24 protein-coding genes and 3 pseudogenes are annotated in these 23784 nt (G+C 67.6%); 12 read left to right on the top strand and 15 right to left on the bottom strand.

Annotation, left to right across the window (positions count from 1 at the left end):
* Positions 1-39: 39 nt before the first annotated feature.
* Positions 40-2679 (bottom strand): DEAD/DEAH box helicase, encoded by a 2640-nt coding sequence (locus LWJ43_RS00190; protein ID WP_277335765.1) that lies wholly within the window; start codon positions 2677-2679, stop codon positions 40-42.
* Positions 2680-2859: 180 nt separating this feature from the next.
* On the opposite strand from LWJ43_RS00190, the gene LWJ43_RS00185 reads away from it, so the two are divergent.
* Together LWJ43_RS00185 and LWJ43_RS00180 are read left to right on the top strand one after the other, a co-directional pair.
* A complete protein-coding gene (locus LWJ43_RS00185) occupies positions 2860-4440 on the top strand; it encodes a helix-turn-helix domain-containing protein (RefSeq protein ID WP_277330215.1) in 1581 nt (526 codons plus the stop codon).
* Positions 4440-5015 (top strand): transcriptional regulator, encoded by a 576-nt coding sequence (locus LWJ43_RS00180; protein ID WP_277330214.1) that lies wholly within the window; start codon positions 4440-4442, stop codon positions 5013-5015. Before LWJ43_RS00185 ends, LWJ43_RS00180 begins: the two co-directional genes overlap by 1 nt.
* Positions 5016-5402: 387 nt before the next feature.
* Here LWJ43_RS00180 and LWJ43_RS00175 read toward each other — a convergent pair whose 3' ends face one another.
* The 4 genes and pseudogenes from LWJ43_RS00175 to LWJ43_RS00160 all read right to left on the bottom strand — a co-directional run bounded on the left by LWJ43_RS00175 (position 5403) and on the right by LWJ43_RS00160 (position 9934).
* Positions 5403-6392: a 4-hydroxy-3-methylbut-2-enyl diphosphate reductase gene (locus LWJ43_RS00175; RefSeq protein WP_277330213.1), complete on the bottom strand. Its 990-nt coding sequence runs from the start codon at positions 6390-6392 to the stop codon at positions 5403-5405.
* A complete protein-coding gene (locus LWJ43_RS00170; RefSeq protein ID WP_277330212.1) occupies positions 6389-7423 on the bottom strand; it encodes a polyprenyl synthetase family protein in 1035 nt (344 codons plus the stop codon). Before LWJ43_RS00170 ends, LWJ43_RS00175 begins: the two co-directional genes overlap by 4 nt.
* Positions 7420-8558, bottom strand: a pseudogene (gene ispG, locus LWJ43_RS00165) (flavodoxin-dependent (E)-4-hydroxy-3-methylbut-2-enyl-diphosphate synthase). The gene LWJ43_RS00170 and the pseudogene ispG overlap by 4 nt, the downstream one beginning before the upstream one ends.
* Complete coding sequence (locus tag LWJ43_RS00160) at positions 8555-9934, bottom strand: 1-deoxy-D-xylulose-5-phosphate synthase N-terminal domain-containing protein (protein ID WP_277330211.1); 1380 nt, start codon at positions 9932-9934, stop codon at positions 8555-8557. The pseudogene ispG and the gene LWJ43_RS00160 overlap by 4 nt, the downstream one beginning before the upstream one ends.
* A 484-nt stretch (positions 9935-10418) precedes the next feature.
* On the opposite strand from LWJ43_RS00160, the gene LWJ43_RS00155 reads away from it, so the two are divergent.
* Positions 10419-11495, top strand: coding sequence for a terpene synthase family protein (locus LWJ43_RS00155; RefSeq protein WP_277330210.1), 1077 nt, complete (start codon positions 10419-10421; stop codon positions 11493-11495).
* A gap of 149 nt (positions 11496-11644) precedes the next feature.
* The gene (locus LWJ43_RS00150) at positions 11645-11980 is read left to right on the top strand and encodes a DUF6233 domain-containing protein (RefSeq protein ID WP_277330209.1); all 336 of its coding nucleotides are present in this window, start codon (positions 11645-11647) and stop codon (positions 11978-11980) included.
* A gap of 51 nt (positions 11981-12031) precedes the next feature.
* Here LWJ43_RS00150 and LWJ43_RS00145 read toward each other — a convergent pair whose 3' ends face one another.
* Positions 12032-12241, bottom strand: coding sequence for a hypothetical protein (locus LWJ43_RS00145; RefSeq protein WP_277330208.1), 210 nt, complete (start codon positions 12239-12241; stop codon positions 12032-12034).
* Between the two features lie 260 nt (positions 12242-12501).
* Positions 12502-13002: an ATP-binding protein gene (locus LWJ43_RS00140; RefSeq protein WP_277330207.1), complete on the bottom strand. Its 501-nt coding sequence runs from the start codon at positions 13000-13002 to the stop codon at positions 12502-12504.
* Positions 13003-13529: 527 nt separating this feature from the next.
* On the opposite strand from LWJ43_RS00140, the gene LWJ43_RS00135 reads away from it, so the two are divergent.
* Positions 13530-13895: a MerR family transcriptional regulator gene (locus LWJ43_RS00135; protein WP_277330206.1), complete on the top strand. Its 366-nt coding sequence runs from the start codon at positions 13530-13532 to the stop codon at positions 13893-13895.
* Between the two features lie 15 nt (positions 13896-13910).
* Positions 13911-14090, top strand: a complete 180-nt coding sequence (locus LWJ43_RS00130; protein WP_277330205.1) for a DUF6233 domain-containing protein — start codon at positions 13911-13913, stop codon at positions 14088-14090.
* A 197-nt stretch (positions 14091-14287) separates the two neighbouring features.
* On the opposite strand, the gene LWJ43_RS00125 is transcribed toward LWJ43_RS00130, so the two are convergent.
* Together LWJ43_RS00125 and LWJ43_RS00120 are read right to left on the bottom strand one after the other, a co-directional pair.
* Entirely contained in the window at positions 14288-15130 is an 843-nt protein-coding gene (locus LWJ43_RS00125) for an NAD(P)H-binding protein (RefSeq protein WP_277330204.1), read from the bottom strand.
* A complete protein-coding gene (locus tag LWJ43_RS00120) occupies positions 15130-15570 on the bottom strand; it encodes a nuclear transport factor 2 family protein (RefSeq protein ID WP_277330203.1) in 441 nt (146 codons plus the stop codon). Before LWJ43_RS00120 ends, LWJ43_RS00125 begins: the two co-directional genes overlap by 1 nt.
* 129 nt (positions 15571-15699) lie before the next feature.
* Here LWJ43_RS00120 and LWJ43_RS00115 point away from each other — a divergent pair, with 129 nt between their 5' ends.
* Positions 15700-16527 carry a helix-turn-helix transcriptional regulator gene (locus LWJ43_RS00115; protein ID WP_277330202.1) on the top strand — a complete coding sequence of 276 codons (828 nt, stop codon included), beginning with the start codon at positions 15700-15702 and terminating at the stop codon, positions 16525-16527.
* A gap of 699 nt (positions 16528-17226) precedes the next feature.
* Positions 17227-18015 carry a sulfite exporter TauE/SafE family protein gene (locus LWJ43_RS00110; protein WP_277330201.1) on the top strand — a complete coding sequence of 263 codons (789 nt, stop codon included), beginning with the start codon at positions 17227-17229 and terminating at the stop codon, positions 18013-18015.
* 74 nt (positions 18016-18089) lie between these two features.
* Here the strand turns inward: LWJ43_RS00110 and LWJ43_RS32965 are convergent.
* Positions 18090-18280: pseudogene (locus LWJ43_RS32965) on the bottom strand (hypothetical protein); the annotation flags it as partial.
* A 124-nt stretch (positions 18281-18404) separates the two neighbouring features.
* Positions 18405-19187 (bottom strand): transposase, encoded by a 783-nt coding sequence (locus tag LWJ43_RS00105; RefSeq protein WP_277330200.1) that lies wholly within the window; start codon positions 19185-19187, stop codon positions 18405-18407.
* Between the two features lie 340 nt (positions 19188-19527).
* On the opposite strand from LWJ43_RS00105, the gene LWJ43_RS00100 reads away from it, so the two are divergent.
* The gene (locus LWJ43_RS00100) at positions 19528-19887 is read left to right on the top strand and encodes a hypothetical protein (protein WP_462100853.1); all 360 of its coding nucleotides are present in this window, start codon (positions 19528-19530) and stop codon (positions 19885-19887) included.
* A gap of 51 nt (positions 19888-19938) precedes the next feature.
* Positions 19939-20097 (top strand): annotated as a pseudogene (locus LWJ43_RS00095) (IS5/IS1182 family transposase); the annotation flags it as partial.
* Positions 20098-20161: 64 nt separating this feature from the next.
* Here LWJ43_RS00095 and LWJ43_RS00090 read toward each other — a convergent pair.
* From LWJ43_RS00090 to LWJ43_RS00075, 4 genes are all read right to left on the bottom strand, one after another.
* Entirely contained in the window at positions 20162-20446 is a 285-nt protein-coding gene (locus tag LWJ43_RS00090) for a DUF7336 domain-containing protein (RefSeq protein ID WP_277330198.1), read from the bottom strand.
* Positions 20447-20664: 218 nt separating this feature from the next.
* Positions 20665-20889 carry a hypothetical protein gene (locus LWJ43_RS00085; RefSeq protein WP_277330197.1) on the bottom strand — a complete coding sequence of 75 codons (225 nt, stop codon included), beginning with the start codon at positions 20887-20889 and terminating at the stop codon, positions 20665-20667.
* Between the two features lie 277 nt (positions 20890-21166).
* Positions 21167-21934: a transposase gene (locus tag LWJ43_RS00080; RefSeq protein ID WP_277330196.1), complete on the bottom strand. Its 768-nt coding sequence runs from the start codon at positions 21932-21934 to the stop codon at positions 21167-21169.
* 33 nt (positions 21935-21967) lie between these two features.
* Positions 21968-22381 carry a hypothetical protein gene (locus LWJ43_RS00075; RefSeq protein ID WP_277330195.1) on the bottom strand — a complete coding sequence of 138 codons (414 nt, stop codon included), beginning with the start codon at positions 22379-22381 and terminating at the stop codon, positions 21968-21970.
* A gap of 111 nt (positions 22382-22492) precedes the next feature.
* Between LWJ43_RS00075 and LWJ43_RS00070 the strand changes: the two genes are divergently transcribed.
* On the top strand, positions 22493-22846 hold the full coding sequence (locus LWJ43_RS00070) for an alpha/beta hydrolase-fold protein (RefSeq protein ID WP_346771956.1): 354 nt from the start codon (positions 22493-22495) through the stop codon (positions 22844-22846).
* Between the two features lie 75 nt (positions 22847-22921).
* Entirely contained in the window at positions 22922-23737 is an 816-nt protein-coding gene (locus LWJ43_RS00065) for a protein phosphatase 2C domain-containing protein (RefSeq protein WP_277330193.1), read from the top strand.
* Positions 23738-23784: the final 47 nt, after the last annotated feature.

The following is a 23784-nucleotide window of genomic DNA, read 5'->3' as shown; positions in this document are numbered from 1 at the left end:
CGGGACGAGATCCGGGGGCGGGGCGCCGTTGTCATGTGGTCAGGATGCCCATTCCAGTCCGAGTGCGGCGAGTGCGGCGAGTTTCTGGGCGGGGAGCTTGGCCCGCCTGGTCTTGGAATTCGTGAGAAATACACCGAGCTTGACTGGGTGTTCCTCGCCGTCGATCACGACGTGTTCGATGTGGGCTCGGGGCACGGTCAGGCTGCCGGTGCGGTTCTTGTACTGCTCCAGTGCGAGGACACCTCGCTCGAACGCCCCGGCCTTGGCTGCCGTGGCCTGCTTTGCCGGTGCTGCGGGCAGGGGGGCCAGCCCCAGTGCCTCCAGCCGCTTCTGTTGCTCGGGCAGCAGTGCCTCCCACGTGGCAGCGTCGCGCTGTCGGAGCATCCATGCGCCGACGTCGCAGCCGTGGACGAGGACACCGGGCAGGACCTCTGTGAGTCCGCCCTCCTCGCCCAGCAGCGCACGGGCGGTGGCGTAGTGGCGCTGCCACTCCACCGACCATCCGGGGTGCCACTCCGGATCGATCGCTTCCAGTGCCGCCCGCCGCTCCCCGGCCCGGACCTCGTCCTTGCCGAGCCCGCCGGCCTTGCGGAGGTTGGCGAGCCACTGACCGACCGCCACTCCTTCGACCATGGCGTCCTTCGGGGCCGCGAGGGTGCCGTGCACGGCGTGGTAGGCGCGGGCCGCGGAGAGGTTGCGCCGGAATCCGGCGTCCGCGACGGACCACACCATCCCGAGTTCGTTCAGCAGATCGGCCCGCCACGCTTTCAGCGTGCCGAGCCGAAACGCGCGGCGCTGCTCGCTGACCCATGCGCCCAGCGCATACGTGATGCGGTCCTCCCCGAGCTCCACGGACGCGTCCAACGCCACCTCAGCGCTCCCGTGTTTGCGCGCCCAGTGGCGCAGGGCGTTGTAGCCGGTGAGCCAGATTTCGGAGTCGGGGTGCAGGATGCGGGTCCGCAGGAAGAGGGCGACGGTCCCAGGGTCGCGGGGAAGGGAGAATCGCAGCAACGGCACCGCAGCGCCCGCATGCTCGCTCTCGACTGCGCCGTTCTCCGTGTCGTCCTCGGTGACGGCCTGGGCCGTCTCCTCGTCCGTGCTGACAGTGTCGGCCTCCGCCTCGATGTCGGGCCCGTGCTCCTGGTCCTCGTCGCCGTCCTCCTGGCCGTCGCCGTCGTCGCCCTCCTCGCGGACGGGATCGAGCGCGACGACGGACGTCGCCTTCCCCCGGGCGGTGGTGGTGGGCAGGGCCAGGCGTTCGATGACCCGTTCGTCATGGGCCCGCAGGCCCTGGAGGACCGAGACCAGGGGCCGGTAGCTGGGGGAGGCCATCATGTCGGACGGGTCTTCGCCGGGCTCCAGGAAGACGGGCACGACGATGCGGGACACCTTGCCCTCGCCGGGGTCCTGACGCAGGCCCCGCCCGATGATCTGGACGATCTCCACCGGGGAACTGCGGGTGTCGGCGAACACGACCGCGCCCACCCCTCGCTTTCCCCTGATGTCGACCCCTTCTCCGAGGACCCGGCAGCTGGAGAGGACACCGAGCTCGGTGACCCACCCGTCCGCGTCGATTCCGTCCGCGAACCTGCCCAGCACAGTGCGGCGGTGCACGGCGGGGTGTTCCCCGGACAGCCATTCCGCACCGACCCGCCCGGGGTAGGTGACGGGGTCGGTGGCCTGGAGCTCCGCCGCCGCCTCCGGCAACGCCCGGGCAAAAGCCATGGCGTCCAGGGTCCGTGAGTGGAACGTCATGAACGACCGCACCCCGGTGGTGTCCGCGTGCTTGAGCAGCGCCTCCTGGAGCGCGGCGAGCCGACGTCCACGCCGCTCCTCCATGGTGGCGTCGGGTCCGGGTGCCTGCGGGTCGCGGATCTCCAGGACATCGATCTCGAACCGGGCCAGGACGCCCCGCTCGACACTCTCCATCAGCCCGAACTCGAACAACACCGGACCGTAGAGGGATTCGTCGTCCATGGACGCGACCAGGCGCCCGCCGGTCTCGTCCGCGCCGGCACCCCCGGGCGACGCCTCCCACAAGCGGGGCGTGGCCGTCATGTACAGACGCCGCACCGCAGGCACCCGGTGCTGGTCATGGACAGCGGCCCACGCCTTGCCGAGATCCCCGGAGGTCCGGTGCGCTTCGTCGACGATCAGCAGGTCGAAGGGCCGCAGCCGCTGCCCGTACGAGCCGAGCAGTGCGCGTTCCAGGGCGCCTGGCGCGGCCCCGGTCTCCTCGTCGCCCTGGTCGTCGTCCAAGCCCTGTGGGGACAGGCTGGCGTACGTCGCGAACACCAGCAGTGGCCCGTCCTTCGCTCCGGCCCACAGGGCGAGTTGGGTGGGGTTGGTCGTGCACCGCACGTTCAGCGCTTCCAGCAGCGGGTCAGCGCCCAGACTGCACACCGCGACGGCCGGGGCGGTGTGGCCGACCGCCCGCCAGGCTTCCACGGTCTGGGTGAGGAGATCGAGGGTCGGGACCAAGACGCCGACCACGCCCCGGGGTGCCATGCGCAGGGCGGCGACGGCCGCGGTGATGGTCTTGCCCGAGCCGGTGGACATGTGGACCTGCCCGCGCTGCCCCGCCTCAGGCACCGTGCCGTCCAGGGGGAGGGCCAGGCCCTCGATGATCGAGTCCACGGCCTCGACCTGATGCGGCCGAAGTGAGATCACGCCCTGCATACCCACCACTCCCTCACTCCTCACGACCTGCGGATTCCCTGGCGGCAGCCGATGCGGGCGCGTTGCCTCACTGTCCACTGTGCCGTTGTGCTGAGGCGACCGTAACGCATCCGTACAACACACCTTCATCACTCGTCCAAACCAAAACCGGAAGTCGTCCAAATGCGCTAGAATCGCGGCATGAGCGAAGAGAACAGCGTGGAGGCGCTCCTCGAAGAGGCGCGGCTGAACGCCTCGATTCCGTCCCCGGCTGAGCGGCAGCGTCTGCGGGAGGCCGCGAACCTGTCCCGCGCCCAGGTCGCCGCAGCGGTCGGCGTCGGGCGCACCACGGTCGCCAACTGGGAAACCGGCCACTCCGAGCCGACTCCACCCGGACGCCTGCCCTACCTGAAACTGCTCAAGGGCCTGGCCGAGATCTACCCGGCCACCCCCGCAGCCGCAGCAGGTCCCGGACCCACCGCGGATCCGGTCCCGCCCGCGTTCGCCGCCGCACCCGAGACACTGCGCGGCCCGGACGGGCGCGCCATCGAAGGCGACCCCGGCCCCTGCATCCGCTGCGGTGTCGAGACCACCTACCAGTCCACGGACGGCCGCCCCCTGCACTCCGGCGCCCTGTGCCAACCCACCGGCCCTCCTCCCACCGCACCCCCGGCCGCGCCCGCCGCCTCCAGCTCACCGGCGGCTCCCGCACCGGCCGCAGCCCCAGCAGCACCCGCGCCCACCTCACCGACCCCGGCGCCCCTGCCCAACCGGCCGGAGCGCCGCGCACGCAGCGCCGCCCGCGCCCAGGCCGACACCACCCTGCTCATCAGCCGCGCCGTCCAGGAGGAAGCCGAGCGAGCCGGCGGGGATGAGGAAGCGGCGTTGAAGGCGCTGATCAAGAGGGCGATCACCGATGTGATGCACCTGTTCAACGAGACCCGGGCCACCGGCCGTTACGACTACACCGCCTACCCCGCCCTGCCGGACATCCTGAAGAAGCCGTCCAAGAAGGACCCTGACCAGATCTGGGAGGCCCGCCCCAAGTTCCACCACCCCGGCTACTCCCTGAAGGTCCCCGGGGACGTCAAGGTCACCGCGCTCGACGTGAACGCCGCCTACCTGTCCGCGCTCAAGTGCTGGCTCCCCATCGGAAAACTCGAGCACAGCACCGGTACCGATGGCGTCGACCCGAAGCGTTCCGGTGTCCACCTGATCACCCCCGCACCGTGGGCCCACCCGCACCTGCCCGACCCGATCGGCGACCGCGACGAGCCCGGCGCCCTCTGGGTCACCAACGCCACACTCCGGCTGCTCCAGCGCCTCTCCGGTCCGAAGTACGCGTTGACGGACGCTCCGGTCATCCACGAGTCGTGGACGTCCGGCGCGACGGAGAACTTCCTCGACGCGCTGCGCAAGCTGCTGTCCGCCGCGCGGGACGAGGCGATCGAGAACAACGACACCCTGACGCTTGAGTACGTCAAAGCCATGTACTCCAAGTTCATCAGCACGATGGGGGAGTCGATCCACAACCGGGAGATGGTCCGCCCCGACTGGATGCACATCATCCACTCCCAGGCGTACGCCAACCTCTGGGGCAAGGCCTACAAGGCCCATCAGGCCGGGCTCGATGTCGTCGCGATGATGGGCACCGACGAACTCCACCTGACGGGCGACTGGCGCAAGGTCTTCGCAGAGGGCCGGGGCGTCTCTCAGATGAAGGTCAAGCACGGCGAGGGCAAAGCCACCGGTGAGTACACCGTCGGACAGGTGGCCCGCTGATGGCCGGGCGCTGGATGGACCTGGGGGCGCTCAACGCCCGGGGGCTGCCGGGTGCGGACGCCCTGGGCGTCGCGATCGAGCGCATGGTGACCGGCATCGCCTCGTCCGTCGACAGCGAACGCGGCCTCGCCGCCCGCCTGAACTACCTCACCAAGACCGATGCCGGATACGAGGCGATGGACCGCGCCGGCATCCACGTCTCACCGCGAACCCTGATGGCCTGGCTGGCGGAGGAGCGGATCCCGAACAAGGCGAACCGGTCCCGGTTGGATGCCGCGTACTGGGAGCTGCGCCGCCGCAACGTCGCGGCGGACCTGAAGAAGCGCCTCAACAACCACGGCCGCGGAACCCGGGTTGAGATCAACCCCGTCGACCAGACCCGCGTAGAGGGCAGGCATCAGCGGGACCTGTCCAGCCGGAGCCTGAACGTGCGTGGTGTCTGGGATCGTGCTGTCGATGCCTGGATGAACGATGACTTCGACGAACTCGACGCGGTGTGGGACATCGTTATCGAGGACCTCGGATCCGACTACGACGCCTACAGCAACGTGTCCTCGGTCGGCTGGGCAGCCTGAGAATCACGTGGGTACCAAGCGCACCCACCCCCGGCATTGCAGCCGCCGGGTGCGGGTGCGTTTCGCATGATAGCCGGAGCCGGACGGCGAGATCCGTCGTGCTTCGGGGACGGGTCAGCATGGAGGACTCCCTGCGTTGCTGCGCGTGCGGCAGGTGCCGGTCGGAGGGGAGCTGGTGGGGCGATCGGGCGTGCGGTATCTGCCGGCCCCGGCGTCAAGGCGGCGGAACCAGGACGCGCTGGTGGCCTGCCTGCGGTCGAGGTGAGGCTGGTGCGTGGTGTAGCGGTGCCGGAATGTGTTCGGCCGGGCCGTGTGTGAGCTCTGCTGCGGCTTGCACGCTAGAGGTATGACGCGGCGGGGATGCGCCGCTCAGTTCGGGGTGCTGCGTTAATCGTTTTCGCTGTGCAGGTCGCGCCGGAGTTCTTTCGGCAGGGCGAAGGTGATGGTTTCTTCGGTGGTCTGCACGGCTTGTACGTCGCTGTACCCGTGCTCCGCCAGCCACGTGAGGACTCCGTCGACCAGCGAATCTGGGGCGGATGCGCCGGCGGTGAGGCCGACCGTGGTGACGCCCTCCAGCCAGGCCTCGTCGATCTCGGAGGCGGAGTCCACCAGGTGGGCGGCCGGCGCGCCGGCGTCCAGGGCGACCTCGACCATGCGGATCGAGTTGGAGGAGTTCTTCGAGCCGACGACGATGACCAGCTCGGCGTCCTCGGCCAGCTTCTTCACCGCGACCTGGCGGTTCTGCGTGGCGTAGCAGATGTCGTCGCTCGGCGGGGAGAGGAGGTTCGGGAACTTGCTCTTGAGCGCCCCGACGGTCTCCATCGTCTCGTCGACGGAGAGGGTGGTCTGGGAGAGCCAGACGACCTTCGACTCGTCGCGGACCTCGACGTGTCTGACGTCGTCGGGGCCGTCGACCAGCGTGATGTGGTCGGGGGCCTCGCCGCTCGTGCCGATGACCTCCTCGTGGCCCTCGTGGCCGATCAGGAGGATGTCGTAGTCCTCCTTGGCGTACCGGACGGCTTCCTTGTGGACCTTGGTGACCAGCGGGCAGGTCGCGTCGATCGTGGCGAGTTTGCGCTCGGCGGCCTCCGCGTGGACCGTCGGGGCGACCCCGTGCGCGGAGAACAGGACGATGGACCCTTCGGGTATTTCGTCGGTGTGGTCGACGAAGATGGCACCTTTCTTCTGCAGGCTCTGCACGACGTGTTTGTTGTGGACGATTTCGTGGCGGACGTAGATGGGTGGCCCGTACTGTTCCAGGGCTGTCTCGACGGCGAGTACGGCGCGGTCCACGCCCGCGCACCAGCCCCGGGGAGAAGCGAGGAGGACGCGACGCGGGCGCGCAGCGGCTTCGGGCGCAGGGGTTGGGTTCGTCATGTTGTCCTCCTTGTCGCGCTGAAGGCCACGGAACGCAGTGCGGCTGTGATGTGGGGCGGGAGGGAGGCGGTGTCCAGGGTGGTGAGTGCGCTGCGGCGCCGCTGGGTGATCATTTCTTCCACGGCGGCGTGGGCACCGGTGTCGGTGAGGATGCTGCGTACCTGGTCGGCGTCGGCGTGGCTGAGGTGCGGGTTTCCGACGTGACGGCGCAGTGCGTGGTGCTGGGCGGGGGTGGCGTGGTGCAGGGCCAGGGCCATCAGGACGGTGGCTTTGCCCTCTCGAAGATCGTCCAGGGCGGCTTTGCCGGTGTCGTCGGGGTTGCCGAACACGCCCAGGAGGTCATCACGCAGTTGGAAGGCTTCACCGACGGGTATGCCGTAGGCGCTCAGTGTGCTGTATACGGCCGGGTCGGCGCCGGCGAGCGCTGCTCCCAGCAGCAGGGGGCCTTCGATGGTGTATTTCGCGGTCTTGTACCGGGTGATCGCCAGAACCTGTTCAGCATTGGCGGGAGGTCGTCCTGTGTGTGAGATGTCGAGGTACTGCCCGTAGATGGTGTCGGCGTGCAGGGTGTTGGCGATGGGCAGGGCTGCCCTGAGCTGGTCCGAGGTTAGGCCTGCGCCGTGCAGGAGCTCGTCGGCGAAGACGAGAGCGAGGTCGCCGATGAGGATGGCGGCTTCGGTACTGATCCTGCGGTGCACGGTGGGTTGGCCGCGGCGGGTGTCCGAGGCATCGATGATGTCGTCGTGGATGAGAGCGAAGGCGTGGAACATCTCCAGGGAGGCCGCGACTTTGAGGACGGCGGCGGGGGTGTCGGTGCCGCCTGCGGCCTGCCACCCGGCAACGCACAGGATGGGCCGGATGCGTTTGCCGCCAGATTCCAGGAAGCTGCTCAGCGCTTGGGCTGCTTGGGTTGGCAGGCCCCGGCGGTGTGCTTCGCGGCACTGGAGGCCCAGGAAATCGGTGAGGGCGGTATCCACCGCGCGGCGCACCGCGTCCTGGTCGAAGATGGCGGCCGGCGCTTGGGCGCTCATGTTTGCCCGGCCTGTTCCGGGGCGGACTCGGCGAGGTCCTCGCCCAGTCGCATCGCTTCTTCGACGAGGGCGTCGACGATTTTCGACTCGGGGACGGTTTTGACGACCTTGCCCTTGACGAAGATCTGCCCCTTGCCGTTGCCGGAAGCGACGCCGAGGTCGGCCTCGCGTGCTTCCCCCGGTCCGTTGACGACGCAGCCCATGACGGCCACGCGCAGCGGGTAGGGGAAACCGTCCAGGGCTGCGGTGACGCGTTCGGTCAGGGCGTAGACGTCGACCTGGGCGCGGCCGCAGGAGGGACAGGAAACGATCTCCAGTTGGCGGGCGCGTAGTCCCAGGGACTGCAGGATCTGCAGGCCGGCTTTGACCTCTTCGACCGGGGGGCGGTTAGTGAGACGCGGATCGTGTCACCGATTCCTTCATTGAGGAGGATCCCGAAAGCGGTCGCGGACTTGATAGTGCCCTGCGGTGGGGGGCCGGCTTCGGTGACGCCGAGGTGCAGGGGGTAGTCGCAGGCGGCGGCGAGCCGCCGGTAGGCGGCGACCATGGTCATCGGGTCGTGGTGTTTGACGGAGATCTTGAGGTCGGTGTAGCCGTGTTCCTCGAAGAGAGAGCACTCCCATAGCGCGGACTCCACCAGGGCTTCGGGGGTGGCTTTGCCGTACTTGGCCAGCAGCCGGCGGTCCAGGCTGCCTGCGTTGACGCCAATACGGATCGGTACGCCGACTGCGGAGGCCGCTTGGGCGATTTCCTTGACCTTGTCGTCGAAGGCCTTGATGTTGCCGGGGTTGACCCGCACGGCGGCGCAGCCGGCGTCCAGGGCGGCGAAGACATAGCGGGGCTGGAAGTGGATGTCGGCGATGACGGGGATCTTCGATTTCGCAGCGATCGCGGGTAGGGCGTCGGCGTCATCCTGGGAGGGCACCGCGACCCGCACGATTTCGCAGCCCGCGGCCGTCAGTTCAGCGATCTGCTGCAACGTCGCGTCCACATTCGCGGTGGGGGTGGTGGTCATGGACTGTACGGAGACCGGTGCGCCGCCGCCAACGGGGACATCGGCGACGTGGATTTGCCGGCAGCGGCGGCGCACCGGTGCCGGGGGGAGGGCGGGCAGAGGTAGGTCGACGGCGGTCATTTCGTGCTCCCGTCGGTAGTGGGGTACTCAAGGGGCTTTCCGGCGCGGGCCCGCAGAACTGCGTGGGTGATCTGTGCGGCCGTCAGGCCGGCGTCGGCCAGCCGCTGACTGCGATTGCCGTGCCCGATGAAGGCGGGCGGCAATCCCAGAGTGCTGACGGGGGTGGTGATCGCGTTGTCGCGCAGGGCCTGGGCGAAGTTGCTGCCGAAGCCGCCGGTGCGGCAGTTGTCCTCCACGGTGACCACTAGGCGGTGCCGGGAGGCCATCTCCAGCAGCTCGGATGTGACGGGTATCGCCCAGCGCGGGTCGGCGACGCTCACCCCGATGCCCTGCTCGGTGAGCTGGGCAGCTGCCTGCAGGCACAGGGATGCAAGGGATCCGTAGGAGATGACGAGCACATCACGGATCCCGGACTCCGACAGGATGTCCACACGGCCCGTGCTGCGTACTGCCGGCAGCGCAGGGCCTGCTGTTCCCTTGGGGAAGCGGATGACGCTGGGACCCTGGCTGTGGGCGGTTGCTTCGCTCAGTAGCGGGGCCAGTTGCTGGCTGTCGCGGGGCGCGGCGATGCGCAAGCCGGGCACCATGCTCAGCAAGGAGGCGTCCCACATACCGTGGTGGGAGGCTCCGTCGGGGCCGGTGATGCCGGCCCGGTCGAGGACGAAGGTGACTGGCAGTCGGTGCAGGGCGACGTCCATGAGGACCTGGTCCATGGCCCGGGTGAGGAAGGTGGAGTAGAGGGCGACAACCGGATGGAAGCCGCCCATGGCCAGACCGGCTGCGGAGGTGACGGCATGCTGTTCGGCGATCCCGACGTCGAAGACCCGCTCTGGATACTTCGATGCCATCGAATACAGGCCGGTGGGGCGCAGCATGGATGCGGTGACCGCGACAAGGTCCTCGCGTTCGTCGGCTAGCTCCAGCAGGGCCTGGCTGAAGATGCTGGTCCACGAGGCGGATGGCGGGCTGGAGGTGGGGGCAGGTTTGCCAGTTACGACGTCCACGGTGCCCACGGCGTGCAGGCAGTCCGCTTCGTCGCCCTCAGCCGGTCCGAATCCCCACCCTTTGACGGTCATCGCGTGCACGAGTACCGGCCGGCGCAGCGCACGCGCCTGGTCCAGCACGTCCTGCAGGGCGCGAATGTCGTGGCCGTTCACGGGGCCCAGGTAGGTGAAGCCGAGCTGGGTGAAGAGATTGGCGCGGTCCTGGCCGACGACGCCGGTGTGGGCACCGGGGCGCTTCAGGGTGTGCAAGTGGTTGGCCAGGGCGCCGGTGGTGGGCGCGTAGGAACGGCCGTTGTCGTTGAGGATGACGACCATCGGACGGTGGCTGGCGCCGATGTTGTTGAGTGCTTCCCAGGCCATACCACCGGTCATCGCCGTCAGCTGACGCTGCACAACCACACCCGGTTCGACGACACCCGGTTCAGCAAAACAGCCTTCACTCTCATGGCGCTAGTCCTCGGCCGCCGCCACCCGCCGCCGCGCTAACCCCGTCCCCGCCGCACCCACCTTCGGACGGGAGTCCTCAGCCCATGCCCTTGCCTTTCTCTTCCGGAAGGGAGCCGAAAATGATCGACAGTCCTGGACGAATACCCAGCGACCAGCCACAGCGCCCTGTGGGCTGAAATGAATCGAGCGCCTCAGCAGCGCGGCCTTGGCGAGGTTGAGCAGGGTCTGCCCGAGTGCGGCGACGGCTGCTATGTGCCTGCTGCCACCGCTTCTCTTCGCCTGGCCGTTTCCCTTCGATTTCAGTGGTCCCGGTCGTGGCCACGGCACCGCTTCTGCGGCGGCGATGAACCACTCCGCAGACCTCAGGTACCACGAGTCCCGTCATCCCTTACCCCAGGAGGAGAAGTCGATGGGCGAACATCCCCCCGGTCCGGCCGTGCCGACAGGGCAAGACGGATCATCCCGCGAACCGTCCAACGGTCAGCCGGAAGCCACCGCTGCCCGGACCGTCGAAATAAGGCTGACCTACCCGCGTGATTGGCAGTGCGCCACACCCGCCAGTGCTGATTTCGATGCGAACCCGCAAACGGAGTCGTGGCTTCGCAGCCTTGGCATCTTCTCTTCACGCGAAGAGAACGGCAGATACGTTCAGTGGGCAGACCCCGGACGGTGGGCGAGGGACGCGTTTCCTCTCGCACCGCCCGAGCGGAATCTGATCATCAGCAAGATCTTCGCCATGGCCACCACGCACGACGATCGACTCGAAAACGTCGGGATCCATGAGGAAGTGATTGAGAGTTACGGTCAAGCCATCATGGCTGAGTCAGACAGGCCAACGACGTTCGACGACCCGTACTCCGTCGGCTGGTGGGAGATCGGACAGGAGCTCTTGCGCGGCGAAATCAGCTTCACATGGCGCCGCCGGTTCGCCCAGCACATCACTGTGTGGTACCGCGGATTCAACGATGAGATCGCCCTCTTACATCGCTCGGGACGTCATCCCACCGAAGATGACTATATGACCCTGCGTCACAAGAACTCGGGCATGGTCTGGTGGATCGATCTCGCGGAGCTCTCCCTCGGGCGAACACTTCCCGGCCCTGTCGTCGGATCTAACCCGCTCTTCCGACGCCTTTGTCACCTCGACCGAGAAATCGAGCTGCTGTACAACGACCTCTACAGCGCCGAGAAGGACAGTCGGGACAGGCTTCCGAACCTCATCAGCATCATCTCGCGACAGAACGGGTGCTCCATGGCAGAGGCAGCACGCCTCATCGCGCACCGTCATGCCACTGTCCTCAGAGAAATCCAAGATGTGGAATCAGATCTACGGGCCGGTACCCCCGAGATCGGCTGGTGGCTCGACGCCTTCCGACACTACGTGCCGGGCACCGATCTTCCGCACGCCGACGTTGGCCGGTTCGGTCAACTTCAGCATCTGGAGGACGGTGGCGAAATCCGCGTCATCCCCCAATGGGCCGATTGAGATGACCGCCGTGCCGCCTACCGGGCCCGCATCCTGGAGCTGACCACCCAAGTCCTGACACACCCCTACTGGGCCACGTTGTCCGGCCCGGACCGCGTAGAGGTCCGTACCGCCCTCAAGCACGCCCACGACACCCCCGCCGCCTAGCCATGCCCGACGACACCCCGACCCCCGACGCCATCAGCGACCTGGAGAAGAACCGGGCCCTGCTGGACTGGCTGCGCTGGCAGGTCGGACAGACCGAACGCCGCGTCCGGGAACTCGAGATCCAGCAAGCCCAGGAACAAGCCCGCCGCGAGCGAGCACGCGCCGAAAAGTCCTGGAAGATCCAGCCGCAGCGCTCCTCGTCCAACGCACTGCTCCACCGCGGCGGCTGCGCCACCTACCCGGACCAAGTGGGCCTGATCTCCCGCGAGGACGCCATAGTGGAGCTCGCAGAGCCGGACAGCCGTGCGAGGTCTGCCGACCCCAGACCGGACTCCTGAGCTGACCGGCAGGGCGTCCGCCCCGGCGCCGCACACCGCCCCTGCCCGGAGCTACGCCGCCGCGTAGGTGTGTGCACGACCGCCCCGCCACTCCACCCATTCCGGCTGGTCGAGCAGCCGTTCCGCGTCCGGGAGCCCGGCCCGGCGCAGGAACTCGGTGACGTCCTGGTCATCGTGCGCGAGCCTGGCGATCTGACCCCGGATGGTGACCCGCCGCCCGCCCGTGGGCGAGGGCCGGTGAATGACGATCGGCGCGCTCATCTCTCCAGCCTGCGACGCCCAGCAGGCCATGGCACCCCGGGGTGCGGGGGCGGAAAGTGAAGCCAGCGCCGACATCGCCCGTCGGCTCGTCATGCGGGAGAGCACCGGCACGGCCGACGTCAGCCGTATCTTGACCGCGCTCGAGTCACCAACCGCTCCGTAAAGGCCGGCGTCTGTGTAGAGGCCGCCCGGCGTTTCGGCGTGACTTCGCGGTGTCGCCGTTTGTGTCCCTTGTTGCTCTGGCCTCGGGGTGGGTGGTGTTAGTGGAGCTGGTGTTTTGCTGGGTTTTCGGTGGGTTTGTCGGTGAGTGTGATGGTGGCTTTGATGCGTTTGCCTACGGGTTCGCGGTGCATTTCGAAGCTGCGGCTGAGGGCGATGACGATTTCCAGGCCGTGTTGTCCGACCCGGCCGGGGTCGGGGCTCTGGGGCACGGGGAGGGTGGATTCGGTGTCCCAGACGCCGATCTCCATAGCTCCGTCGGCCAGTTCGAGGTTGAGCAGGCAGGGGCCGGGGGCGTATTTGCGCGTGTTGGTGACGAGCTCGCTGACCACGAGCTGGATGCTGCCCATCGCGCGGTCGGATACCGGGATCCCGTGGACGGCCTGCAACTCGCTCACGAAATCCCGGGCAGCGTGCCGGGCATGGGAAACCGGCTCATCACCGACGAAGGAAACAGCCGCGATCACCGGGCGGCCGCTCAAGGGCTGATTATCGCGTCGGACCGGCACCACACTGCGCCCTCCCAGAACGATCGAGGCCACACGTTTACCCCGTGAACCGTTGCGTGCACCCGTTCATTCGCGACCCACATGTCCGGGATCTTAGGTGCAGCGGTCGCCGGGCCGGGGGCCCCGTGTACGGCGAAGGCTCGGGCTACGCGGGCCTTCGCCCGTGTGCCGGCCGGGCGGCCCTGACCTTGGGCGATCCCGCCCGCAGAAGCAGGACGGGTGACGGGGCTGGCTGCCGGAGAGGTGACGCTTGGACAAGGTCACTCAGCAGTGCGCAGTACCGGCATGTGAGTAAGTGGCACCAGAGGGATGAACGGAGGATCGAGGTGCCATCAGGATCGCCCGGACGCCACGCGGGTCCGGGTACCGCAGGACATCGATAGTGAGGTGGTCTCCGGTCAAGCAACCGCGATCCCCGCACTCCCGACACCGAACAGGTCGGGCCAGCGGAAACAACAGGCCGGCGCACGAGCCAAGCCGGCAGATGGTGTAACAGTCCTTCGGGGCCCCGGTGCAACACGGCACCGGGGCCCCTCCACGCGCTCGCAGAAGAGGTGCAAGTGACAGCAGGCGACTCCCTGGGACGTCTCGATGACGACGACTACCCCGCCTGCACCATGGGCCGCGCAGCCGAAATGCTCAACACCACCCAGGGCTTCCTCCGCGCCATCGGCGAAGCACGCCTCATCACCCCACTCCGCTCCGCAGGCGGACACCGCCGCTACTCCCGCTACCAGCTCCGCATCGCGGCCCGCGCCCGGGAACTCGTCGACCAGGGCACCCCCATCGAGGCAGCCTGCAGAATCATCATCCTCGAAGACCAGCTCGAGGAAGCACAACGCATCAACGCCGAATACGCCGCGCCGGCGAAACCCGCAGCACTGACCGCTGAGCATGTCGGCAGACACCGCCGGTATCAGGTGTAGGGGGTAAGCGTCGCTATGTCCTGGAAGATCCGAACGCAGCGCTCCTCGTCCACCGCCCTGCTCCACCGCGGAGGCTGCGCCACCTACCCCGACCAAGTGGGCCTGATCTCCCGCGAGGACGCCCTGGTGGCGCTCGCCGAACCGGACATCGAGCCATGCGAGGTCTGCCGACCGCAGACCGGACTCCCGAGCTGATCGACAGGACGACCGCTCCCGCGCCTTCCCCTCCAAGAACAAGAAGCGCTCTGCCCCTCGAAAACCGGAAAGACGCGGGGCGTGGCGCCACGACCTGCAGTCTCCGCCTCCGCACCGCCCCCCGCCCAGGGCTACACCGCCGCGTACGTGTGCGCATGCCTGCCCAGCCACTTCACCCGTTTACTGCTGTTCGGGCACTACTGTGTCCACTCGGACGCGTGGTCGGAGACGAATTCGGCAAAGGCGCGCGGCGGGCGGCCGGTCAGATCGAGCACCGCGGTGCTGACCTGGTCTTCGCGTCCCATCTTTATTCCGCGCTCGACGGCGGCAAGGGCATCAGCGAACTCGGCCGGCATTCCGGAGGCGCGGTAGGCGGCAGCCTGTTCCTCCTCCGTAATACGCTCCACCCGAACCTGTCTGCCGGTCTGCGCGGTGATGATCTGCGCGGCCTGTGGATAGCTCATCCCGTGCGGTCCGGTGATCAGGTAGTCGCTTCGAGCGTCCATATCCAGGTCAGCCAACAGGGCGGCAGCACTGGCCGCGATGTCTCGCGCGTCGACCCATCCCAGCTCGCCATCACCGGCTGCGGTGCGGATCTCACCGAGTCGATGGATATGTTCGGCCAGTGGGTGCGGGCGCAGGAAGTTCTGCATGAAGCCGGACGCGCGGAGTACGACACCTCCGGGAAGAGCCCGAACCTGAGCGGCCATCTCTACAGCGCTGGGCGCGTTCGGCAGCACAATGGCGGAGCCGAGCATCACCAGGCGCCGGATACCGGCCCGCTGCGCTTGGCGCAGGAAGGGCTCGACTAGCGGCAGCGGGTCCACACTGTCCACCGGCGGAAGCAGGAAGACCCGGTCCATCCCGTCGAGCGCAGGTCCGAAGGTGGTCGGGTCATTCCAGTCGAAGCGGATTGCATCGGGGCCGGCTGCGGCTGGGCTCCGGCTGGCGACACGGGCCTGCACACCATCGTTGCGGAGGACTTGCACCAGCGTCTTGCCGGTCTTGCCGGTTCCTCCGGTCACGAGCACTCCCGACATCAGGCGTCCTTCCTTTCGAGCGAGTCGATCAGCCCGGCGAGATTCCCGGCAGCGGCGGCCGCCGACAGCGGGCTCCAGTAATCCCGAAACAGAGCGATCAGCCCGTCGCGGACCGTGAGAACCACGATGTAGTCCAGACGGTAGGGCTGGGAGGTGGCCACAGTGCGGCCGGTCGCCGTCCACTCCACCACGACAGTGTCCGTTTGCTCCGTGGGCCGCACGGTGAGCGCGGCCACCTCCTTCATGTCCATCAGCTCCGGATAGTGAGCGAGGTAGGCGCGTACCTCCTCGCGTCCGCGGAGAACGCGAGGGGAGCCCCCGGCCGCGAAAGGGAATTCTGCAATTCCGTCAGGCGCCCACAGATCTGCCACCGCATTCATATCTTTGACCAGCATCAAGTCGATCATGCGGCGAAAAATTTCCTGAGGCGTGCTGGACATCAGTCCTCCTCGTACTCGACAAAACGACCAGACCACCATGCACAGCAGATCTGTTGGCGCGGAACGGACAGCTAAGCCCCGGACCGACAGTGCGAGGCTCAGCTGCCTCTCCTGTGACAGCATGGAACAGTGAGTAGACAGGAACTCGCAGACTTTCTCCGCCGCCGCCGCGAGGATCTGCGACCAGAAGATGCGCCGGCCGAAGCGACGTTTCCACCAAGCCGGCGCGCTCGTCGCACACCCGGATTGCGCCGCGAAGAAGTAGCCGCCCTGGCACAGGTGTCGGTGAGCTACTACGAACGGCTGGAACAGGCACGGGCACCCCGCCCCTCACCGCAGGTGCTGTCTGCGCTCGCGACAGCTCTCCAGCTCACTGAAGCAGAGCGTGACCATCTGGCCCGCTTGGCCGGGCAACTGCTGCCGACGGAGAACGACGGCGCGCCAGAGCACGTACCCGAGGATGCCCAACAGCTACTCGGCAGACTTAACGGCATCCCCGCCTACATCGTCAACGACCGGCAAGACGTCGTCGCCTGGAACGCAGCAGCCGCAACCTTGATTACAGACTTCTCTCGTCTTACACCTGACCAGCGCAACGTCACCCGCATCTCGATCAGGTTCCGTAACACCCTCTGCACCGGTGCCCCCGGTTCTGAGTCCGATTTCTCTCAACAGGCAGCCGCTCAATTGCGCGCAGCCAGCGTCCGGTACCCCACAGACAATGTGCTCGCAGAGCTAATCAACGAGTTCGCAACCCACGATCCAGATTTTGCGAGCAGCTGGCGTAACCACGCTGTGCGCCCCATGCCCAGCGTGCGAAAAAACCTGCTTCACCCCGCACTGGGCGAGCTGGAAATTGACCGGCACACCCTCAGTCTGCCCGGCTCGAGTTTCTCCCTGGTGATGTACACGGCAGAACCCGGCAGCCCCAGCGCCGCTGCACTGAAGAGCCTCTGACCCAGGGTGGCCAGGGTCTTTGAGAAGTGACCTTGTGTCCGGATTCGTCAGATCAGCCCGAGGGCGGTGAGGGGCCGCTGGTGGTCCCGTCCGTTGCGGCGGAGTGCGGCGGAGTGCGGCGGAGTGCGGCGGCGATGTTGGTGTGGCCGTCTTGATGGTGGACGCCGATGGCGAGGTTGCGCCATGCGCGAGCCCGGCGATCTGACCCCGGATGGTGACCCGCCGCCCGCCCGTGGGCGAGGGCCGGTGAATGACGATCGGCGCGCGTATCTCTCCAGCCTGCGACGCCCAGCAGGCCACGGCACATCGGGGCGACGCCCGGAACGTGAAGTGGCCGGTACCAGCGGGACCTGTCCAGCCGCAGCCTCAACGTGCGTGGCGTCTGGGACCGCGAGGTCGATGCTTGGATGAACGTCGACTTCGACGAAGTCGACGCCGTGGGGCATCGTCATCGAGGACCTCGGGTCCGAGTGCGACGCCTACAGCTACGTGCCCTCGGTCGGTTGGCCCGCCTGAGCATCACGTGGGCACCAAGCGCATGCCCTCGGCATCGCAAGCTGCCGGGGGCGGGGCGTTTCGCGTCGTAGCTCGATGCTGCGCGCAGGCCTCTGTGCCACGGAAGCCGCGGTACCGATGTATTCCGGGGCCGGATCTATGCTGCGGGCCGGGGTTCGAGTCGGGTCTGAGCGGCGCGGGGGCATGGTGGGGTGGGAGTTGGGTGCGGCCGGTCTTGCGGTGGGGTTGCTGATCGCCACGGTGACCGCGCCGGTCGGGGTGTCCGGTGCGGTGTTCCTGCTGCCGGTGCAGCTCAGTGTCTTCGCCGTGCCCAGTCCGGCCGTCACCCCCACGAACCTGCTCTACAACGTGGTCGCCGGGCCCGGCGCCCTCCTGCGCTACCGGCGTGACGGCGCTTTGAGGGGGCCGCTCGTACGCCGGCTGGTGCTCGGCACGCTGCCGGGCGTCGTCCTTGGCGCCCTCGTCCGTGTCTTCGCCCTCCCCGGCCCGGCACTCTTCCGGCTCCTGGTCGCCGCGCTGCTACTGCCGCTCGGCATCTGGCTGCTCATCCGGACGCTCCGCCCCCCACCCGCGGACCACCCACGCCCGGAGCCTTCACGCCGCACGGTGACCGCTCTGGCGCTCGCCGTCGGGATCGTCGGTGGCATCTACGGCATCGGCGGCGGCTCGATCCTCGGCCCCGTTCTCGTCGGCCGCGGGATGCCCATGGCCAGGGTCGCCCCGGCCGCGCTCGCCTCCACCTTCGCCACATCGGTGGTCGGAGCCGCCACCTACGCCCTGCTGGCGCTGACGCACAGCGGCGACGTTGCCCCCGACTGGGCTCTCGGGCTCAGTTGCGGCGCGGGCGGCCTCGTCGGGGGATACCTCGGTGCCCGCCTTCAGCCCCGCCTGCCCGAGACCTTCCTCCGCCTGCTCCTGGGCACACTCGCTGCCGCGCTCGGCGCCGTGTACGCCATCAACGCGATGCGCTGACCGCTCGCTGCGTCCACCGGGGTTGACGGCGGGCTGTCTTGGACGCTCCGGCGGCGGGAGACTGCGGGGCTGGCCGCACGTCCGCCCCGCCACTCCACCCATTCCGGCTGGTCGAGCAGCTGGTCCGCGTTCGGGAGCCCGGTCCGCCGCAGGAACTCGGTGACGTCCTGGTCGTCTTGCGCGAGCCCGGCGATCTGCCCGCGGATGGTGACCCGGCGCCCGCCCGTGGGCGAGGGGCGGTGAATATGACTATCGGCGCGCTCATTTCTCCAGGGTGCGGCTGCACGCTGGTCCCAGCATGCCGGGCAGGGCGGGGCGTCGTACACCAGCTCGTAACGAGCTCGTGCACGGTTAGCGGTGAGACGTCGAAGAGCCGGGGGCCTCGGTGCTCACGTCTGCCACGCCAGGATCCGGTCTGCGGTCTGTTGCTGGGACAGCAGGCCGGCGATGGCTTGGACGGTGTCGTCCATGTGCTCGCGGCGGCCGACGTGGCGAGCCAGTGCCCGCCAGTTCTTCAGGTGGGCGATGCCGTGCTCGACCCGGATGCGGCGTGAGGAGTGCGTTTTGCGCTGGCGCTCGTGTATCTCCTCGTACCAGTCCGGGGCGTTCTTCTTGAACTTGCGGTGCGGGGGCGTCACGACGCGTCCGCCGGTCTGTGCTCCGAGTCCTTGGTAGCCGGCATCGGCGAGGATCTCGACCGCTGGACCGTCGGTCAGGAGCTTGACCAGCCCTAACTCGCGGGCGTGGGTGATGTCCGCGCAGCTTCCGGGCTTGGTCGGGCTGCAGAACAGCAGCCGTCCGTCCCCGTCGGTGAACACCATGGCCTTCACGGCGTTCTGCTTGTTCTTGCCGGAGATGAACCTGTCTCGGTCCTTGCGGCCGACGGCCGGGCGGCGGACCCGGATCTCGGTGCCGTCGATGATGCCCGTCTTCCCGGTCTGGCCGAGATGCTCCACGACCTCAGCCAGAGTTCGCAGCCGCACGTCGGGGCTGACGGTGGACCCTCGCTCGGCGAGCGGGGGTCGCACCTCACCGACAGCCCGGGTGACGGTCGAGCGGTCCACACCGAACCAGCAGGCCAGTACCTCATGAGTAACCCCATGGCGAAGGTGCACCAGCGTGGCCAGGAGCCGGTCGACGAACACCATCTGGTGCTTCGCGCCAGCGCCCACGGCACGCTTCCGCGGCCTGGACGCAAGCCTGGCCTGGTGCCGCTCATGCCACAACGGGCCCACCTCAGCAACAAGTTCAGCGATCACAGCGGGCGACAAGCCCGTGATCCTCCGGTCGCTGATGATTGCTGTGCGCGTCACGTTCCCCACCACGCAGCCATGATCGCCGATCCGCGCTCGACGTCTCACCGCTAACCGTGCACGAGCTCGTAAGGGCTGTCCCGTAACTGCTGGTCACGGAGCTGTCCAGGGTGCGGAAACTGCGTAGCTACTAAGATCGCGGTGCCGGTATCGTCCGGCTTCTCGACCCGCCGTACCAGCGGCCTACGTTCAGAGAGCGATGCACATGACCAGCCAGCAAGCAACGACGACCCTGTGGCGCCCCACCGGCCCCAGGGAGCTGGATCTGGTTCGGGAGCTGAACTGGCGTGCGTGGCCGCCCCGGCTGCCCGAGCAGCCGATCTTCTACCCGGTTTTGAACGAGGACTACGCGATCAGGATCGCCCGGGACTGGAACGTGAAGCATGACGGTGCCGGCTTTGTCACTCGTTTTGAGGTGGAGTCGGAGTTCTTGAGCCGGTATCCCGTCCAGCAGGCCGGCGGGCAGACGATCCTCGAGCTCTGGGTTCCGGCCGAGGAGATGGACAACTTCAACGCTCACATCGTCGGCGATATCCAGGTGGTCCACGAGTTCCGCTGAGGCGGGGAGGGGTGCTGGGGCGGCACGTCGGGCCGGTGCGATGATCCCGGCGTGGCTGGTGTGATCACGGCGTCGGAGCCGTCCTGGACAGCCCAGTTCACCGGGCTGAGCCCGCGTATCTTCGGGAAGCTGGTGATCGTGCTGCGGCGCGAGGGTGCGGACGCGGTCCGCAAGGGCCGACCGTGGGGCCTGTCCTTGGAGGACCGGGCGGCGTCGAAGCGCTGAGGTTTACGCGCCCAGGGAACGGCAGCCCACCAGGGCTCTGCCTGCGGACCTACTCGCTCGGCGGAACTCGAACGAAGCCCTCGGTCCAATCATTCTCATCGAGCTCGCAGGGGTCGAAGGAGAAGCACTCCGGTTCGTCACGGAAGCCCGGTAGCAGCCGAGCCTGACGCACACGCTGTTCAACCCGTTCGCGGGTTGAGTAGATACCGAGCAGTTTTACGTCGTCGCCGTCCGACTCGTCGCAGAACACGCCACTCTCATCGACGTGCACTGTCGAGCCGTCGTCGCCAGCTTCGTTCTGGTGGCCGACATGCCACAGCGGATACACGATCACGGGCGCGAAGCTACCAGCACTCAAGTCCGTGGACGTTCGACACCCCTCACCTCCTGGGCCCCACAGATCACAAACCGGGCATGACGCGACTTCGCCGAGGCCCTGCCTGGGAGATGATCGCTGCCGCACTGGACGCCGGGTGGAGGCACCGTGGGTGACCGGCGACGAGGCATATGGGCAGGACACGCAGCTTCGGGCCGCCCCGGAGGCGCGAAGGCTCAACGTTCCGGACGTGATCGTGGAGCGGCTCGGCCTTCGCGCATGCGCAAGATGAAGGTGACCGCGTCTTCCGAGCGGGTTCCGGTAGTGAGGAGTTCCTGCAGGAGGAGACCGCGAATCGCGGCAGTGGTGATGGCGGCCACCTCCCGCGCGTCCTTCGCCTCGAGCCCTTCACGTTCCGCGAGTGAGGACAGCATCACGGTCAGGTCGTCGATCGACTCCACGAACTCACGGAAGTCGTCGGGTGCGTACGCGGCCAGTCCGACGACGTAGAAGAAGCCGCGGACACGCGACAGCTGCTCCGGCCGGCGAGGAAGCCGAGCGCTGGGAGCGGTTGCGCAACCGCGACCTCGTGCCGCCCGGCGAACCCATCGCGAAGGAGTACATCGATGCGGTGGAAATGGGGGTCGAAAGGGGTGTGACGACTCGCGAGCAAAGCGTTGTCCCGTAAATGATCTCTGAGCGGCCTCGAGCATGGTGGGCTGCTGCACGGCGGGTGGTCTATCCGGCGACGGCGAGGTTGTGCATCCGTGCGATGCCGAGCATGGCGTCGTGGACGCCGTCGCCTTTGAGACGGCAATCGCGGAGAATCTTCCAAGTCTTCATGCGAGCGAAAGCGTGCTCGACGCGGGCGCGGACCTGTTTGTGGGACTTGTTGTGGGCCTGCTTCCAGCCGGGCAGCTCCTTGCCCTTTTGGCGCCGGTGCGGCATCACGAGCCCGGTGCCCGGATAGCCGCCGTCGGCGATGGTCATCGTCGTGCCGACGGCCGCCTTCGCCCCGGACTCCTCCCACGCCTTGCAGTCGTTGCGGTTGCCGGGCAAGGGCCGGCTGACCACCACGACGAGGCGGGTGTCGGCGTCGATGACCACCTGGTGGTTGGTGGAGTACCGGTAGTTCTTCGACTGCTCAGCAACGGTGTGGTCACGGGTGGGCACCAGGGTGCCGTCCACGATGAGCACCGTGTCCTTCGCGAACCGCTTGCGGGGCTGGAGGGCGAGCATCGGCCCGAGGTGATCGATGATCCGGTCCGCCGCCGACTTGGACACCCCGAACAGCGGGGCAAGCTGCCGCATGGTCAGATTCGTGCGCCAGTACGCCGCGACCAGCAGTGTCCGATCCTCCAATGACAGGCTCCACGGCCGGCCCCTGCGGACCGCATCAGCTCCCTGATGCCGCAAAACCGTCACGAGTTTCCCGAACTGCCGCGGACTCAACCCGGTGAAGGGGGCTATCCAAGAGGGCTCCGACGCCGTGATCACACCAGCCACAACAAGATCATCTCACCCATGACCAGAGACAGCTCAGGTGCGAAGGCTCAACCGCAGTCTGAGCAGGTGGCGTAGACGGGCAGAGGCGCCACGGAGGTTGCCGAGCTTCCTCACCGCGTCCGCATCAAGTTCCAGCCGGTCTGCAAGAGCAAGCACGGCGGCGTAGGGCCGTTCGCCCTCTTCGAGCTTCGCGGCAACGGCACCGAGGACAGCTCGAAGAACGACGGGGTCCGCGCCGGAATGTTTCGCCAGCAGACACAGGAGCCTGTTGTCGTTCCAGACGCTGTCTCGGGCCGTGCTCAGCTCCTGCAGGGCGACGGGCGGGGTGTGGGGATTGGCAGCCAGGGCCTGCCAGACGAAGGGGTACGGACATTGCGCGAGACGCTGCAGCACGACGCTGTCCTTCTCGGCATGCGCCAGTGCGAGGTAGTCGGCGGGCGTGGGCACGAAGATGACCTCTCAGGAGCGTCGAAGCCGTCATCTTGCCACTGCACCTTGTCGTGCCTGCCTCCACCATCATTTACGGGACAGCTCTAAGCCGACGCCTACCTCGCTGAATTGAGCGACAGCCGCGGGGACATGTTCCTGAACTTCCTTACCGACGACCTGCACCCGCGAATCGAACGCGACTACGGCACAGCCCCGGGCGGTCACGGTCTCTTCGGCTACTCCTATGGCGGACTCTTCAGCCTCTACGCCTGGCTCACCAAGAGCACCTTCTTCGAGAGCATCGGCGCGGGCAGCCCCGGCATCGTCAATGCGGTGGCTTCGTTCACTTCCAGCGACAGCGTTTGTCGATCTGTTTCAGCAGCAGTTCATGCTCGGCGTCGCGGTGGGTGTTCACGAGAAATGACGGCACTGCGGCTTGGCGTGTCGGCGTGCAGGTCAACGTGCCCAAACGATTACGGCTGAACGTGCTGTGTGCGCCCCAAGGCATCGGCGGTTGTATGGTCGACGCCTCAATCAGCAGGAGGGCAGCGGCAGGGCATGCGGGTGACGATGACGAGCGCTGCGGCGCGGACTGGCCACGCGAACGAGGACTTCACCGGCGCTGTACCGACGGGAGTCGTGCTAATCGACGGCGCCGGCATCGCCGGCACCGAATCGATCTGCCGACACGGCGTGGCCTGGTACGCCAGCCACCTGGGAGGCAGCCTCCTCAGCCTCCTGTCACGCGAGCGGGACCACAGCCTCGCGGCGCTCCTCGCCGAGGCCATCCAGCAGGTGACGGACATTCACCGGGGCACCTGCGACGTCGCCAACTCCATCAGTCCGTCAGCAACCGTAGCCATCCTGCGGCTGTCCGGCGGCCTCATCGAGTACCTGGTGCTCGGTGACTCGGTTCTCGTGCTCGACAAAGCAGTTGGTGGGCCGCTGGTCGTCTCCGATCCCAGGGAGGTGGTCATCAGCCGGTCGTACCAAGCCGCGCTCGAGTCCGTCGCCGAAGGGAGCGACGAGTACCACCGAATCCTGCGGGACTTGCGCGCCAACCGAAACCAGCCGGGCGGCTTCTGGGTGGCCAAGGACGACCCGTGGGCGGCAGAGGAGGCGATCACCGGGAGCTGTCCGGTTTCCGAGCTGACCGGTGCCGTCCTGCTCAGCAATGGAGCCAGCCGCATCGTGGATCGGTTCCAGCTCGCGGACTGGCCAGGGGTCATGGCCGTCTTGGCGTCGAGCGGACCCGTCGAAATCATCCATCGTGTCCGGCAGGCGGAGGCACGCCACGCGGTGGCGGCGGACGATGCGACGATCGCACACTGTACCGGGCTCGACGAGGCCCTTGGTCGGTCTGAAGGCGTCTGACCAGTGCTCTTGCTGCTGTTTCGCGCGCCGTCAGCATAGGCGGAACC

It is taken from the genome of Streptomyces sp. JH34, from assembly GCF_029428875.1.
Classification (GTDB): Bacteria; Actinomycetota; Actinomycetes; order Streptomycetales; family Streptomycetaceae; genus Streptomyces.
Note: the sequence above shows the minus strand (reverse complement) of the source record. Positions and strands in the feature narration are given on the sequence as shown.

What these genes read in the sequence shown, in the direction of transcription:
- LWJ43_RS00190 (WP_277335765.1), bottom strand. Translation starts at nt 2,679, where the DNA reads ATGCAGGGCGTGATCTCACTTCGGCCGCATCAGGTCGAGGCCGTGGAC.
- LWJ43_RS00185 (WP_277330215.1), top strand. Translation starts at nt 2,860, where the DNA reads ATGAGCGAAGAGAACAGCGTGGAGGCGCTCCTCGAAGAGGCGCGGCTG.
- LWJ43_RS00180 (WP_277330214.1), top strand. Translation starts at nt 4,440, where the DNA reads ATGGCCGGGCGCTGGATGGACCTGGGGGCGCTCAACGCCCGGGGGCTG.
- LWJ43_RS00175 (WP_277330213.1), bottom strand. Translation starts at nt 6,392, where the DNA reads ATGACGAACCCAACCCCTGCGCCCGAAGCCGCTGCGCGCCCGCGTCGC.
- LWJ43_RS00170 (WP_277330212.1), bottom strand. Translation starts at nt 7,423, where the DNA reads ATGAGCGCCCAAGCGCCGGCCGCCATCTTCGACCAGGACGCGGTGCGC.
- LWJ43_RS00160 (WP_277330211.1), bottom strand. Translation starts at nt 9,934, where the DNA reads ATGACCGGTGGTATGGCCTGGGAAGCACTCAACAACATCGGCGCCAGC.
- LWJ43_RS00155 (WP_277330210.1), top strand. Translation starts at nt 10,419, where the DNA reads ATGGGCGAACATCCCCCCGGTCCGGCCGTGCCGACAGGGCAAGACGGA.
- LWJ43_RS00150 (WP_277330209.1), top strand. Translation starts at nt 11,645, where the DNA reads ATGCCCGACGACACCCCGACCCCCGACGCCATCAGCGACCTGGAGAAG.
- LWJ43_RS00145 (WP_277330208.1), bottom strand. Translation starts at nt 12,241, where the DNA reads ATGAGCGCGCCGATCGTCATTCACCGGCCCTCGCCCACGGGCGGGCGG.
- LWJ43_RS00130 (WP_277330205.1), top strand. Translation starts at nt 13,911, where the DNA reads ATGTCCTGGAAGATCCGAACGCAGCGCTCCTCGTCCACCGCCCTGCTC.
- LWJ43_RS00125 (WP_277330204.1), bottom strand. Translation starts at nt 15,130, where the DNA reads ATGTCGGGAGTGCTCGTGACCGGAGGAACCGGCAAGACCGGCAAGACG.
- LWJ43_RS00120 (WP_277330203.1), bottom strand. Translation starts at nt 15,570, where the DNA reads ATGTCCAGCACGCCTCAGGAAATTTTTCGCCGCATGATCGACTTGATG.
- LWJ43_RS00110 (WP_277330201.1), top strand. Translation starts at nt 17,227, where the DNA reads ATGGTGGGGTGGGAGTTGGGTGCGGCCGGTCTTGCGGTGGGGTTGCTG.
- LWJ43_RS00100 (WP_462100853.1), top strand. Translation starts at nt 19,528, where the DNA reads ATGCACATGACCAGCCAGCAAGCAACGACGACCCTGTGGCGCCCCACC.
- LWJ43_RS00065 (WP_277330193.1), top strand. Translation starts at nt 22,922, where the DNA reads ATGCGGGTGACGATGACGAGCGCTGCGGCGCGGACTGGCCACGCGAAC.